This is a genomic window from Streptomyces genisteinicus (assembly GCF_014489615.1).
Classification (GTDB): Bacteria; Actinomycetota; Actinomycetes; order Streptomycetales; family Streptomycetaceae; genus Streptomyces; species Streptomyces genisteinicus.
Map to the genome: position 1 here is coordinate 5,731,300 of NZ_CP060825.1, position 15,552 is coordinate 5,746,851.

Sequence of the window (15,552 nt, forward strand, 5' to 3'; positions counted from 1 at the left end):
TCGGAAACGAAGGAATAGACATGGCCACCGACCAGAATCAGCTCGTCGAGGCGCTCCGCACGTCCCTCAAGGAGACCGACCGGCTCCGTCAGCTCAACAAGCGGCTGCTCGCCCAGGCCGGTGAGCCGCTGGCCATCGTCGGCATGAGCTGCCGCTACCCCGGCGGCATCGCCTCGCCCGAGGAGCTGTGGGAACTCGTGGCGGCCGGACGCGACGCCGTCTCCGGCCTGCCCGACGACCGGGGCTGGGACCCGGCACGCATCTACGACCCGAGCATGACCCGCCCGGGCTCCGTCTCCACCAGCGGCGGCGGATTCCTCGACGGCATAGCCGAGTTCGACGCCGAGTTCTTCGGCATCAGCCCCCGCGAGGCGCTCGCCATGGACCCGCAGCAGCGGCTGCTGCTGGAGGCGTCCTGGGAGGCGTTCGAGCACGCGGGCATCGACCCCACCTCGCTGCGCGGCAGCGACACCGGCGTCTTCTGCGGCGTCGGCACCAGCGACTACTGCACGGTGCCCGCGGGCAGCCTGCCCCACATCGAGGGCTTCCAGCTCACCGGTGGCGCCGCCAGCGTCTCCTCCGGACGCATCAGCTACGTGTTCGGCCTGGAGGGCCCGGCGGTCTCCGTCGACACGGCGTGCTCCTCGTCGGCCGTCGCCCTGCACATGGCCGCGCAGGCCCTGCGCAACGGTGAGTGCTCCATGGCGCTCGTCGGCGGTGTGACGGTGATGTCCGGGCCGTTCCTCCTCGCCGAGTTCAGCCGCCAGCAGGCGGTGTCCCCGGACGGCCGCTGCCGCGCCTACGCGGCCTCCGCCAACGGCACCGGATTCTCCGACGGCCTCGGCCTGGTGGTCCTGGAGCGCCTGTCGGACGCCCAGCGCAACGGCCGCCGCATCCTCGGCCTGATCCGTGGCACCGCGATCAACCAGGACGGCGCGTCCAACGGCCTCACCGCCCCCAACGGCCCCTCCCAGGAACGGGTGATCCGCCAGGCGCTCGCCAACGCCGGGCTGCGCCCCGCTGACGTGGACGCCGTCGAGGGCCACGGCACCGGCACCGTCCTGGGCGACCCGATCGAGGCGCACGCCCTGCTGGCGACCTACGGCCGCGAGCGGGACAACGGCCCGCTGTGGCTGGGCTCGATCAAGTCCAACATCGGGCACACCTCGCTGGCCGCGGGCGTCGCCGGTGTCATCAAGATGGTCATGGCGATGCGCAACGGCGTGCTGCCGCGCACCCTGCACGTCGACGAGCCCTCCCCGCACATCGACTGGGAGGCCGGCGACATCGAGCTGCTGACCGAGGCACGACCGTGGCCCGCGGGGGAGCGCCCCCGCCGTGCCGCCGTGTCGTCGTTCGGCGTCTCCGGCACCAACGCGCACATCGTCCTGGAGGAGGCGCCCGCCGGGACGCCCGCCGGGACGCCCGCCGAGGACGCCGCTCCGGCGCGGCCGATGCCCGCCGTGCCCGTGACCGTGTCCGGCCGCACCGCCGCCGCGATGCGCGCCCAGGCCGACCGGCTCCGGGCCCATGCCCTGGCCCGGCCCGAACTGTCCCTCACCGACCTCGGCTTCTCCACCGCCACCACCCGGGCCCACCTGGAGCACCGCGGCGTCGTGGCGGCGGCGGGCCGCGAGGACCTGCTGGCGGGCCTCGCGGCCCTCGCCGCCGGCGAGCCGTCCCCGCTGACCGTCGAGGGCCGTGCCCTGCCCGGCGCCAAGCCGGTGTTCGTGTTCCCGGGGCAGGGGGCGCAGTGGGAGGGCATGGCAGTCGAACTGCTCGACACCGCGCCGGTGTTCGCGGCGGAGGTCGCGGCCTGCGGGGAGGCGCTGGCGGAGTTCGTGGACTGGCGTCTGGAGGATGTGCTGCGGGGTGTGCCCGGGGCGCCGTCGCTGGAGCGCGTGGATGTGGTGCAGCCGGCGCTGTTCGCGGTGATGGTGTCGCTGGCGGCGTTGTGGCGTTCGTACGGCGTCGAGCCGTCCGCCGTCGTCGGCCACTCGCAGGGGGAGATCGCGGCCGCGTACGTGGCGGGCGGTCTGTCGCTCAGGGACGCGGCGCGGATCGTGGCGGTGCGTTCGCAGCTGGTGCGTGACCGGCTGGCGGGTCTGGGCGGCATGATGTCGGTGGCCCTGCCGGTGGCGGCCGCGGAGGAGCTGATCGCCCCCTACTCGGGTGCGGTGTCGGTGGCGGCCGTGAACGGCCCCTCGTCCGTCGTGGTGGCGGGTGACCCGGCGGCGCTGGACGAGATCGCCGCCCGCTGCGAGAGCGACGGGGTCCGCGCCCGCCGCGTCAACGTCGACTACGCCTCCCACTCGGCCCAGGTGGAGACCATCCGGGCCGAACTGCTGGCCGCGCTGGCCCCCGTCGAGCCCACCAGCGGCCGGGTGCCCTTCCACTCCACCGTCACCGGCGGCTTCATCGACACCGCGACGACGGACGCCGGCTACTGGTACCGCAACCTGCGCGCCCAGGTCGGCTTCGAACCCGCCGTCCGCGCGCTCGTCGACCACGGCACCGGCTGCTTCCTGGAGATGTCCCCCCACCCCGTGCTCGCCATGGCCGTGGAGGGGACGATCGCCGACCACGGCACCGACCGGCACGTCGGAGTCGTCGGCTCCCTGCGGCGCGGCGAGGGCGGTCTGCCGCGCTTCCTGCTGTCCCTGGGCGAGGCGCACACCGCCGGCGTGCGCACCGACTGGGCCACAGCGTTCGCCGGAGCCGGCGCACGGCAGGTCCCGCTGCCCGTCTACGCCTTCCAGCACAAGCGGTACTGGCTCGACGCCACCGGACTCGCCGACGCCTCCGCCGTCGGCCTCGGCCCCGTGGAACACCCCGTGCTCGCCGCCGCCGTCGAGGTCGGCGACCGCGACGAATGGATCCTCACCGGCCGCGTCTCCCCCCAGGGGCAGCCCTGGACCCGGGACCACGCCCTCTTCGGCACCACCGTCCTCCCGGGCGCGGCCCTGCTGGAACTGGTGCTCTCCGCGGGCCGGCACCTGGGCTGCGACCTGGTCGAGGAACTGGGCCTCGACGCCCCGCTGGTCCTCGGCGACGACAGTGTCCGCGTCCAGGTCACCGTCGGCGCAGCCGACGCCGAAGGCCGCCGCGAGGTGGCCGTCTGGTCCGGCACGGACACCGTCGGCGTGGCGGACGGCGACACCGTCCGCCACGCCCGCGGCCGGATCGCCCCCGGCGGCGAGCCGCCGGCCGCCCATCACTCCGCATGGCCGCCCGCCGGAGCCGAACCCGTCCCGGTGGACGCCCTGTACACGGCCCTGGCCGAGGCCGGACTCGACAGCGGCCCGCTGTTCCAGAGCATCCGGACGGCGTGGACCCTCGGCGACGGCGACGGAGTCTGCGCCGAACTCGCCCTGCCCGAGGGCACGGACTCCGGCGGCTACACCGTCCACCCGGCCCTGCTGGAGTCCGTGGTCCACCTCGCCCACCGGCCCGGCGCCGCCGCGCCGTCCGCCGCCTCCTGGTCCGGCCTGCGGCTGGCCGGCGAGGGGACCGGAACGCTGCGGGTGCGCCTGACGCCGGCCGGTGAGGGGGCGCTGCGGCTCGATCTCCTCGACACCGAGGGCGCACCCGTCGCGCACGCCGAGCGGATCGCGCTGCGCCCCGCCGAGCCGCCCCGCGAGGGGCAGCGGCGCCGCGCCCAGGACGCGCTGCTCCGCCTCGACTGGACACCGCTGACGCCCACCGCCGCCGACCCGGTGCCCGTCGCCGCACTCGGCACCGCGGAGGGAACGGAACGCGGAATCGCACGCGGAGCCGCCGACGGAGCCGCACGCGGAACCGCTGACGGAGCCGCACGCGGGAGCGCCGAAGGCACCGTGCAGGGAGTCGCCGAGGGAACCGCCGGCGGAACGGCCGAGGGCGCCGGCGAGCGCCACGCCGGTATCGCCGCGCTCGAACAGGCCGTGGCCGACGGCGCGACGGCGCCCCGGCTGGTCGTCGCCTCCGTCGCCACCCCCGCCGGCCCCGTGCCCGCAGCGGTGCGCGAGGCCGCGGCGCGGGCCGTGTCGCTGGTCCGGCAGTGGCCGGCCGGCGGCCCCCTGGGCGAGACCACGCTCGTGGTGCTCACCCGTGGTGCGGTCGCCACCGGCGACGAGACCCCCGACGCCGCGCAGGCCGCGGTGTGGGGCGTCGTCCGGGCCGCGCAGTCCGAACACCCCGGCCGCTTCCTGCTGGTGGACACGGACCCGGGCCCGGAAGCCGCCCCGGCCCCGGAGCTCGGCACGCCCCGGGAAGCCGCCGAAGCCGCCGACGCGCCCCAAGCCACCGAAGCCACCGAAGCTCCCGCCGCCGACGGCACCGGCACCGCCGCCGGCCTCCCGTGGGCCGCGCTGCACGCCCTGGACGAGCCGCAGCTCGCCCTGCGCGGCGGCCGTGTCCTGGCGCCCCGGCTGACGAAGACGGGGTCCACCGCCACCGCACCGGCGCCGGTGGACCCGGACGGCACCGTGCTGATCACCGGAGCCCCGGGCGCACGGTTCGCCGAACACCTCGTCACCCGGCACGGCGCCCGCCGGCTCGTGCTGGCCGTCCCCGAGAACCCGAGCGGCACCGCCGACGCGCTCCCGGCGGAGCTGCCGGCCGCGCTGGAAGCCCTCGGCGCCGATGTGCGCGTCGTCGCCTGCGACCTCACCGACCGGGACCGGCTCGCCCTGCTGCTGGGCTCCCTGGAGCACCCGCTCACCGCGGTCGTGCACTCCGCGGGCGACCCCGCCTCCGGCCTGATCGCCACCCTCGACGAGCAGGGCGTCGACGAGGCGCTGCGCGCCGCCGTCGACACGGCCTGGCACCTGCACGAGCTGACCGCGGACGCGGACCTCGCCGCGTTCGTGCTCTTCTCCTCCTTCGAAGGTCTGGCCGGCACACCCGGCCGGGCGGCGGCCTCCGCGGCCGGCGCCTCGCTCGCCGCCCTCGCCGGGAGCCGCCGCGCCGCCGGGCTCCCCGCCACCGCGCTCGCCTGGGGCCACCGGGCCGACCGTGACGACGAGGGGGACCTCGGCGAGGCCCGCCGCGCCCTCGCGGCGCAGGCGGGGATCCTGCCACTGCCCGCCGCCCTGGCCCACGAGCTGTTCGACCGCGCCGTCGCGGGCGGGGAGGCGCTGCTCGCACCGGTCGACCTCGACCCCGCGGTGCTGCGCGAGCAGGCCCGGGCCGGACTGCTGCCCGCCCTGCTGCGCGGCGTCGTCCGGGTGCCCGCCCGGCGCGCCGCCACCGGCGGCACCCTGGCGCGCCGGCTCGCCGAGGTGCCCGAGGCCGAGCGGGAAGGCGTCGTGCTGGAACTGGTCCGGTCGCAGGCCGCGTCCGTACTCGGCCACGACTCCGCGGACGGGGTGGACGGCGAGCGCGCCTTCAAGGACCTCGGGCTCGACTCCGTCGGCGCGGTCGAACTGCGCAACCGCCTGTCGCGGAGCACGGGCGTTCCGCTGGCCGCCACCCTCGTCTTCGACCACCCGACACCGCTGGCCGTCGCCCGGCTGCTGCTGGCGCAGGCCGGGACCGACCGGGACTCCGCCCAGCCCGCCGCGCGGCGGCGGGGCGCCGCAGCCGACGAGCCGCTGGCGATCATCGGCATCGGCTGCCGCTTCCCCGGCGGGGTGACCTCCGCCGAGGACCTGTGGCAGCTCGTCGCCGAGGGCCGCGACGTGATCGGGCCGCTGCCCGGCGACCGCGGCTGGGACCTGGAACGGCTCTACAGCCCCGACCGCGAGCAGAAGGGCACCACCTACGCGCGCGGCGGCGGCTTCCTGTCCGGCATGGGCGACTTCGACGCCGAGTTCTTCGGCATCAGCCCCCGCGAGGCCATGGCCATGGACCCGCAGCAGCGCCTGCTGCTGGAGACCTCGTGGGAGACCCTGGAGCACGCGGGCATCGACCCGACCAGCCTGCGGGGCACCGACACCGGGGTCTTCGCCGGCATCACCGGATCCGACTACGGCATCCTCGTGCCCGACGACTACGAGGGCTACCGCGTCACCGGCACCATGACGAGCGTCGCCTCCGGCCGCATCGCCTACACCCTGGGCCTGGAGGGGCCCGCCGTGTCCGTGGAGACGGCCTGCTCCTCCTCCGGAGTCGCCCTGCACATGGCCGCCCAGGCCCTGCGGGACGGCGAGTGCTCGCTCGCCCTCGCGGGCGGCGTCACCTTCATGACGACGCCGATCACCATGACCGAGTTCAGCCGCCAGGGCGCCAACTCGCCGGACGGACGCTGCCGCGCCTACGCGGCCTCGGCCGACGGCACCGGGTTCTCCGACGGGCTGGGCCTCGTGCTGCTGGAGCGCCTGTCGGACGCCCGGCGCAACGGCCGCCGCGTCCTGGGCCTGATCCGCGGCACCGCGATCAACCAGGACGGCGCCTCCAACGGCCTGACCGCGCCCAGCGGCCCGGCGCAGGAGCGGGTGATCCGCCAGGCGCTCGCCAACGCCGGTCTCACGGCGTCGGAGGTCGACGCGGTCGAGGGACACGGCACCGGCACGGTGCTCGGCGACCCGATCGAGGCCAACGCCCTGCTGGCGACCTACGGACGCGAGCGCGACGGCGACCCGCTGTGGCTCGGGTCGATCAAGTCGAACATCGGCCACACGTCGGGGGCGGCGGGTGTCGCCGGCGTCATCAAGATGGTGATGGCCATGCGACACGGTGTGCTGCCGCGGACCCTGCACGCGGACGAGCCCTCGCCGCACATCGACTGGCGGTCGGGCGGGGTCGAACTGCTCACCGAGGCCCGGGAGTGGACGGCCGGCGGCCGTCCCCGCCGCGCGGGCGTCTCGTCGTTCGGCGTCAGCGGCACGAACGCGCACATCATCGTGGAGGAGGCCCCGCCCACCGGGCTCCCCGCCGCGGCCGTCCCCGACGCGACACCGTCCCCTGCGGCCACACCGTCCCCGGCCGTGACGGCGCCCGCGCCCGGTGCGCCCGCCGCCCCCTCGCCCCACGCGGTGTCCCCGGCGGCCGCCGTGTCCCCGCCGGCCGCCGTCCCGGTGCTGCTGTCCGCCCGCACCGCGGCCGCCCTCCGCGCCCAGGCCGAGCGTCTGCGGCGCCACCTGCTGGAGAACCCCGACGTCACCGTGCGGGACCTGGCGTACGCGCAGCTGACGACCCGCGCCCGCCTGGAGCACCAGGCCGTGCTGGTGGCCGGTGACCGGGACGGGCTCGTCGCCGAACTGGCCGCGTTCGCCGTCGGCGACGTCGCCGAGCACACCGTGTCCGGCCGCCCCGCCGGCACCGCGAAGCCGGTGTTCGTCTTCCCCGGCCAGGGTGCGCAGTGGGAGGGCATGGCGGTCGAACTGCTGGACTCCTCACCGGTGTTCGCCGCCGAGATGGCCACCTGTGCCGCCGCGCTGGCCGAGTTCACCGACTGGCGGCTGGAGGACGTGCTCCGCGGTGCGCCCGGGGCCCCGTCGCTGGACCGGGTCGACGTGGTGCAGCCCGCCCTGTTCGCGGTGATGGTGTCGCTGGCCGCGCTCTGGCGGTCCCACGGCGTCGAACCGTCCGCCGTCGTCGGCCACTCCCAGGGCGAGGTCGCCGCCGCCTACGTGGCCGGCGGGCTGTCGCTGCGCGACGCAGCCCGGATCATCGCGCTGCGCAGCCGTATCGCCGGCGACCGGCTCATGGGGGCGGGCTGCCTGGCCTCGCTCGCCCTGTCCGCCGACCGGGTCGCGGAGATCGTCGCCCCCTACGGGGAACGGGTCACCGTGGCCGCCGTCAACGGCCCCGCCGCCGTGATCGTCGCCGGTGACCTCGACGTCGTGGACGACCTGGTCGCCCGGTGCGAACGCGAGGAGATCCGGGCGAAGCGCATCCCGGCGACCTTCGCGTCCCACTCCCCGCACGTCGAACCGGCGCGGGAGGAGATGCTGGAGGCGTTCGCCCCGGTCGAGCCGAGGAGCGGGACCGTCCCGCTCTACTCCACGGCCCTCGGCGGGTTCGTCGACACGGCGGCCATGGACGCCGCGTACTGGTACGCCAACCTCCGCAACCCGGTCGGCTTCGAGCCTGCGATCCGGGCCCTCGCCGAGGACGGCGCCGGCTGCTTCCTGGAGATGTCCCCGCACCCGGTGCTGGGCGTCGCGACGGAGGACACCCTCGCCGCCGTGGCCGCCGGGGGCGCCGCACGGGCCGGCGTCGTCGGCTCGCTGCGCCGGGGGCAGGGCGGCCCGCGCCGCTTCCTGCTCTCCGTCGCCGAGGCCCACCTGGCCGGGGTGCGGACCGACTGGAACGCCGCCTTCGACGGTCCGGCGCCCCGGCGCGTGGCGCTGCCCACCTACGCGTTCCAGCGCAAGCGGTACTGGCCGCAGGCCCGCCCGGCGGCCGGGGACCCGGCGGTGTCGGGACTCGGACGGGTCGGGCACCCGGTGCTCACCGCCGGGATGCGGCTCCCCGACCGGGACGAGTGGGTGCTCACCGGACGGCTGTCCCACGATTCCCAGCCCTGGCTGCGCGACCACGCCGCCTTCGGGCTGCCCGTCGCCCCGAACACCACCCTGGTCGAACTGGCGCTGGCGGCCGGGCGCGACACCGGCACACCGCTCCTCGACGTACTGCACTTCGAGGCACCGCTGCTGCTGCCGGACGGGGCGGCACTGCAGATCCAGGCGATCGTCGGCGTCCCGGACGCGGCGGGACGCCGACCGGTCTCCGTCCACTCGCGGCCCGACGGCGACCAGTCGGCCGACGCGACACGGCACTGCACCGGATGGCTGGCCCCGCACACCGCCCCGCACACCGGTCCGGACACCGCCCCGGACACCGCCCCGCTCACCGGTCCGCACACCGGCCCGGCCGCCGGTCCCCTCGGCGCCTGGCCGCCCGCCCACGCCGAACCGGCGCCCGTGGACGAGCTGTACGCGTCCCTCGCAGCCCTCGGTCTCGACTGCGGCCCCGCGCTCCAGGGCGTGCGGGCGACCTGGCGCTCCGGCTCCGAGGTGTACGCCGAACTCGCCCTGCCCGACGGCACCGGGACCGCCGGATTCGGTGTCCACCCGGCCCTGTTCGAGTCCGCCCTCCACTGCGGGCAGCCCGCCCTCGCCGAGCAGGACGTGCCCGCATTGCCGGTCTCCTGGGCGGGCGTGCGCCTGACCGCCCCCGGCGCCGCCGCGGCCCGGGCCCGGGTCACCGCCGACGGCGACGCCCTGCGGCTGGAGCTCTTCGCCGAGGACGGCTCGCCCGTCCTCGCCGTCGACCGCGTGGCGTTCCACCCGGTCGACCCGGCCCACCTCGAGGAACTGCGCCGCGCGCAGAGCTCGCTGTACCGGGTGGACTGGGTCCCGGTGACGGCCGCCGCGGCCGTGCCGGTGCGCCTGGCGGTCCTGGGCGACGCGGCGGCCGGGCAGCCGGCCGACCGGTACGCCGCTCTCGCGGACCTGGCGGACGCCGTCGCGGGCGGGACGCCCGCCCCGGGCGCCGTGCTGGCCCGGGTCGTCACGTCCGGCGCGGAGGGCCCCGGTGCGGTGCGCGCCGCGGCCGCCGGAGCGGCGGAGCTGGTCCGCCGCTGGACGGACCGCGACCGGCCGGCCGGCGGTGTGCTGGCCGTGACCACACGGCAGGCGGTCGCCGCCCGGGACGGGGAGGTCCCCGACCCGGAGCAGGCCGCGGTGTGGGGCGTGCTGCGGGCCGCGCAGGCCGCCCACCCGGGCCGGTTCCTGGTGGTGGACACCGACGAGGACACCGACGGCGCCGCCCTGCCCGAGTGGGGCGCGCTGCTCGGCACCGGCGAGCCGCTCCTGGCCGTCCGGGCCGGACGGCTCGTGGCGCCCCGGCTGGCGGCGGCGCCCGCCGGCGCCGCCGGAGCGGTCCTGCCGGGCGCCGGCGGCACCGTGCTCCTCACCGGCGGCGACACCGTGCAGGGTGCCGCGCTGGCCCGGCACCTGACCGGCCGTCACGGTGTCCGGGACGTGCTGCTGCTCGGCACGCCCGGGGCCGCGCTCGACACCCTGGCGGCGGAACTGGCCGGGGACGGGGCGCGGGTGCGTGCCGGGACGCCGGACGCCGAGGGTCTGGCGGCAGTGCTCGGCACGCGGGAGACAACGGTCACCGCGGTCGTCCACACCGCCGGCGCGTCCGGCGGCCTCGAACTGACCGCCGCACTGGACGCCCTGACCGGCCGGTCGCCGGTGGCCGCGTTCGTGGTCCTCTCCTCGTTCGCCTCCCTCGGCGGGGGCGGGCGCGACGGCGACCCGGCGGCGCACACCGCCGCCGAGGCCCTGGTGCGGCGGCGCCGCGCGGCCGGCCTGCCCGGCACCGTGCTCGCCTTCGGCCCGTGGTCCGCGGAGGACGCCGCCCCCGGTGTCGCGGTGACCGCCGCGGACCGGGCGACCGCCCTGTTCGACCAGGCCCTGACGGCGGACGCCGCGCTGCTGGCGCCGGTGCACCTGGACACGGCGGCCCTGCGGTCCCTGGCCCGCGCGGGCGACCTGCCCGCGCTGCTGCGCGGACTGGTCCGCACGCCCGTACGGCGCGCGGCCGGCGGCGGCTCGCTCGCCCAGCGGCTGGCCGGCGTCCCCGACGCCGACCGCGAGAGGGTCGTGCTCGACCTCGTCGCTTCCCATGTCGCCGCGGTCCTCGGCCACCAGGGCGAGGACGCGGTGGACGCGGAGCGTCGGCTCAAGGACCTCGGCATGGACTCCATGAGCGCGGTCGGGCTGCGCAACCGGCTCGCACAGGCCACGGGTCTGAGCCTGCCCGTCTCCTTCGTCTTCGAGCACCCGACGCCGGGGGAGATCGTCCGGCAGCTGCTGAAGCGGGCGGGATCGGCGGTGCCGGACGAGACGCCGGCGGAGTCCGGGGAGACGATCGGCGCCCGGCTCCGCGCCGCCGCCGCCGACGGCACGCTGCCAGCGGCGCTGCGCACACTCGTCGACGAGGCGGGCGCCCTGCCGGTCTTCGCGTCGGCCGCCGAACTGCCCGACGCCGAGGGCCACATCGCCCGGCTGGCGTCTGGCCCGGGCCGGGTGAAGATCGTCTGCGTGCCGTCGTTCGTGTACGTGGTCGGCTCCGGGCAGGAGCAGTTCGTCCGCCTGGCGGACCACTTCGACGGCGAGCGGGACGTGCACGTGTGCGCCCTGCCGGGCTTCGGCACCGGGCTCTCCCCGCGGTCGCGGGAGGCGGTCCTCACGGTGCTCGCCGACGAGATCCGCAGGGCCGTGGGCGACGCCCCGTTCGTGCTGGCCGGGTTCTCCATGGGCGGTGTCGTGGCACGCGCGCTCGCCGCGCACCTGGAGGCACGCGGCGCCGGACCCGCGGGCCTCGTCATGATCGACACCCTGGCACTCGACCGAGACGGCGACCGTGACGGCGACCGAGACGGAGACGGAGTCGGAGCCGGAGAAGGAGGCGCCGGCGGCGACGGCGCGAGCCGCGCCGAAGACGCGGTCGGCCACGCGGACCACGCCCGTCACGCGGACCACGCCCGTCCCGCGGACGGCCACGCGGTCGGCGCCGCCGGCCGCGAGTTCGCGGCCCTGCTGGCCGGCATCCTCACCGCCGAGCGGCGCGACATCCGCGTCGACGACGCGTCCTGGCTGTCCACGGCCGCCTATCTGCGCCTGTTCACCGGCGCCCGGCCGGAGCCCGTCTCCGCCAGGTCGCTGATGATCCGGGCGGCCGAGCCGCTCGCCGGCACGGCGGCCCCGGACGCCCTCGGGTGGGAGGGCGCCGACGAGCACATCGAGGTGGCGGCCGGCCACTTCGCCCTCATGGAGTCCTCCGCCGGCGCGACGGCCGGCGCGATCGAAGGGTGGATCGAGGGATGAGCGGCGTACGGGGGAGCGGCGGCCGGGGCCGGCACCGCCGCACAGGGAAACCGGAGCGGGGCACGGGCGGCGGGGCACTGCGCAGAGGACTGTCGATCGCGGTCGTCCTCATCGGGGTGTTCATCTCCGCGGTGGACATGCTGATCGTGAACATCGCCTTCCCCAGCATGCAGGAGTCGTTCCCCTCGGCCACCCTCACCGGCCTGTCCTGGGTGATGAGCGCCTACGCGATCACGTTCGCCGCGCTGCTGCTGCCGAGCGGCCGCTGGGCGGACCGCTCCGGACGCAAGCAGGTCTTCCTGCTCGGGCTCGGGCTGTTCACGGGCGTGTCGGCGGTGTGCGCGGCGGCGCCCTCGCTGGAGGTGCTCGTCGCCGCCCGCGCCGTCCAGGGCGTCGGCGCCGCCATGATGGCGCCCAGCTCGCTCGGCCTGCTGCTGGGCCTGTTCGCCCCGGAGAAGCGCGGCATCGCGATCGGGCTGTGGACGGCCGTCGGCGGCGTCGGCTCGGCCGCCGCGCTGCCGCTCGGCGGACTCCTCGCCGAGATCGACTGGCGCTGGGTCTTCGTGGTGAACCTGCCGCTGGGGACGCTGGCCGTGCTGATCGGCGCCTGGTCGCTGCGCCGCTCCGTCAAGGAGGAGGGCCCGGTGCCCGACCTCCTCGGCAGCGCGGTGCTCGCCGTCTCCGTCGCCGCGGTCGTCGCCACCATCGCCCAGGGCCAGGCCTGGGGGTGGACGAGCGGCGAGGTCGCCGGCCTCTCGGTGGCCGGCGCGCTGGGCCTGTTCTGGACGGTGCGCCGCTCGCTGGGGCATCCGGCGCCGGTCTTCGAACCGGAGCTGCTGAAGGTCAGGTCCGTCGCCCTCGGCAACGTCGCGACCGGCTTCTTCTTCATGGGCGTCGGCGCGATGGCCCTGTCCACGATCATGTTCCTCACCCAGGTCTGGCAGCACTCGACCCTGCGCGGCGCGATGGAGATCGCGCCCGGTCCGGTGTGCGCCGCCCTGTGCGCCGTGCCCAGCGGCATCCTCGCCGTCCGCCACGGCGTCCACCTGGTCGGACCCGTCGGGGCCGCCGCCTTCGGAGGCGGCGGACTGTGGTGGGCGTACGCCCTCGACGGCACCCCCGACTTCACCGGGCACTTCCTGCCGGGGTCGATCGTCGGCGGCATCGGGTTCGGCCTGATCCTGCCCGCCCTCGCCGCGTCGGCGACGCTCTCCCTGCCGCCGGAGCGGGTGGCCACCGGCACCGGCATGTCCTCGATGTCCCGTCAGATCGGCATGGCCGTCGGCGTCTCGGTCGTCGCCGCCGTGCTCGTCGGACGGCCCGGCCTCACCTCCTTCCGCGCCGCGTTCCTGATCATGGCCGGCGCCGCCTTCGTCAGCGGGCTCGCCCTGTACGCGATCGGCCCGGTGCGGCGCCCCGCGCCCACCGGCACCGCCGCCGTGCCGCAGCCCGCGCCCCTGACCCGAGCGACCACGAGATAAGGAACCACGAACCATGGACCACACCAGCAACGCCCGTGACACGACTCTCGCCTCCGCGGGCGGGTGCCCGGTCGACCACTCCGCGCCCGCCGCGAGCACGACCGTCCCGTCGTCCTCGCTGCCCTTGGTGGAGTCGTCCCGGCTGCGCCAGGTGCTCGGCATCTGGGCCCGCCCCGAGCCGTTCCTCAAGCAGTGCCGCGCCGCGTACGGCAGCCGGTTCCGCGTCAAGATCATTCCCGGTATCCGCATCCACGTCATCTCGGCGCCCGAGGACGTGAAGCGGATGTTCCTCGCCCCCCGCGACGTGCTGCACACCGGTTCCAGCAACGGCCCCATCGAGAAGTGGACCGGCCAGAACGGGCTCGCCTGGCTCGACGAGGACGCCCACACCGCGAGGCGGCGCGCCGTGATGCCGAGCTTCCGCGGCGACGCGCTCAAGCGCGTCGAGCGGGCCGTCTACCAGCTCGCGAAGGAGACCGTCGCCTCCTGGCCGCGGGACCGGGCCGTCTCCGTGCACCCGTACGCCCACCGCTACACCACCCAGGTCATCATGGAGGTCCTCTTCGGCGAGCACCGCCCCTCCTGCGAGGACGAGATGTTCCGGGAGGTGATGAAGATGCTGGAGTTCAACTCCCGGCCCGCCTCCATGACGATGTTCCACCGGATGCCGGCCTGGCGGGTCACGATGCTGCGCCTGCTGCGCCCCAACGGCGTCAACGAGTTCCTGACCCGCCGCGACCGGGTCCACCGCATGGTCGACGCGGCCATCGACGAGCGGGTGCGCTCCGGCGCCGAGGGCGACGACCTGCTCGGCGTCATGCTCGGCATCACCCATGCCGACGGCTCCAGGCCCAGCCGCGTCGAGATGCGCGACGAGATCATGACCCAGTTCCTGGCCGGCACCGAGACCACCGCCGCCGCGATCTGCTGGTCCATGGAGTTCCTCACCCGCCACCCGGAGGTCGTCGAGCGCCTGCGCGCCGAGATCGAGGCCGGCGAGAGCGACGAGTACCTGACCGCCGTCGTCCACGAGGTGCTGCGGCTCGGGCCGCCGATCCAGCAGATCGTGCCCCGCGAGGTCGTCCGGCAGGTCGACATCGGCGGCGTCCGCTACGAGCCCGGCGACCGTCTGTGGGCCAGCGCCTACCTGCTCAACCGGGACGAGCACAACTACCCCGACCCGGACGCGTTCAAGCCGGAGCGCTTCCTCGGGGTCAAGCCCGGCTCGCACACCTGGATACCGTTCGGCGGCGGGCACACCCGCTGCCTCGGCGACCGCATCGCGTTCGTCGAACTGAAGGCGACCCTCACCGAGATCCTCACCACCCTCGACGTGGAACGCGCCGAGGCCGCACCGGAACCCGCCCACAGCCGCACGGTCGTCAACATCCCGAAGAAGGGCGCCCGGATGATCTTCCGGCCGCGCGCGGTCCGGTCCTCGGCCGGCGCGCGCTGACGGCCCCGTGCCGGGGAGCCGGACGGCTGCCGCGGGGGTTCGCATCACGGCCCCGGCAGCCCCGGCCGGCCCGGTAGGTTGGTCCCGCGGAACGCCGCCGGCACACCCCGGCGGCGTTCGAGGGCCATCCGCTGCGACCTGCCCGCGCGCTCCGGCGCGCGGGTGTTCCACACGAGACGGAGGATTGCATGAGGCTCCCCGACACCGCGTTCACCGAGCGGCCGTGGAGGGTCCACGAGTTCATCGAGGACTTCGAGATCGAGGACGTCTGGCGCCTGGACACCCCCGGGGGTCCGGACGGCCTGGCGCGTCTCGTCAGCCAGTTCGACAGCGACGGGGCCGACTTCAAGCCCTCGCCGATGTACAAGCTGCTGTTCGCGATCCGCTGGCGGCTCGGAGCGATCCTCAAGTGGGACGGCAAGGAGCACGGCCTCGGGCCGCGGAACCCCTCCCTGCGCGACCGGCTGCCGGACGACCTGCGGGACGGCCCGCGCGGCCCGGACATGAAGGTCGTGCCGCTGAAGTCGGTCTACCAGTCGAAGGACGAGTGGGTGACCGAGGTCGTCAACAAGACCGTCCACGCCGCGATGCACATCGGCTGGGTCGACGACGGCCGGGGCGGCCACCACGCGGTGATGGCGATCCTGGTCAAGAAGAAGGGCACCCTGGGGAAGATCTACATGCCGCTGATCCTGCCGTTCCGGCGGGTCTTCGTCACCCCCTCCCTGGTCAAGGCCATCGGCCGCTCCTGGCACACCCGCACCGCGAGCTGATGCTCAGTCACCTGTAGTCGACGGGCCGGGTCATGGGCCGCTGCCGCGTCACCCGGGCAACCTCGTACGTGACC

The 15,552-nt window shown here is 75.9% G+C and carries 4 protein-coding genes; all 4 read left to right on the forward strand.

Annotated features, from left to right (window positions below; genetic code table 11):
- The first annotated feature begins 20 nt into the window (after positions 1-20).
- A complete protein-coding gene (locus tag IAG43_RS34640; protein WP_246574535.1) occupies positions 21-11,768 on the forward strand; it encodes a type I polyketide synthase in 11,748 nt (3,915 codons plus the stop codon).
- Positions 11,765-13,249 carry an MFS transporter gene (locus IAG43_RS24775; protein ID WP_187742885.1) on the forward strand — a complete coding sequence of 495 codons (1,485 nt, stop codon included), beginning with the start codon at positions 11,765-11,767 and terminating at the stop codon, positions 13,247-13,249. The genes IAG43_RS34640 and IAG43_RS24775 overlap by 4 nt, the downstream gene beginning before the upstream one ends.
- A gap of 13 nt (positions 13,250-13,262) precedes the next feature.
- Positions 13,263-14,705, forward strand: coding sequence for a cytochrome P450 (locus IAG43_RS24780; protein WP_187742886.1), 1,443 nt, complete (start codon positions 13,263-13,265; stop codon positions 14,703-14,705).
- Positions 14,706-14,893: 188 nt separating this feature from the next.
- Positions 14,894-15,478, forward strand: a complete 585-nt coding sequence (locus tag IAG43_RS24785) for a DUF2867 domain-containing protein (RefSeq protein ID WP_187742887.1) — start codon at positions 14,894-14,896, stop codon at positions 15,476-15,478.
- The last annotated feature ends 74 nt before the right edge of the window (positions 15,479-15,552 follow it).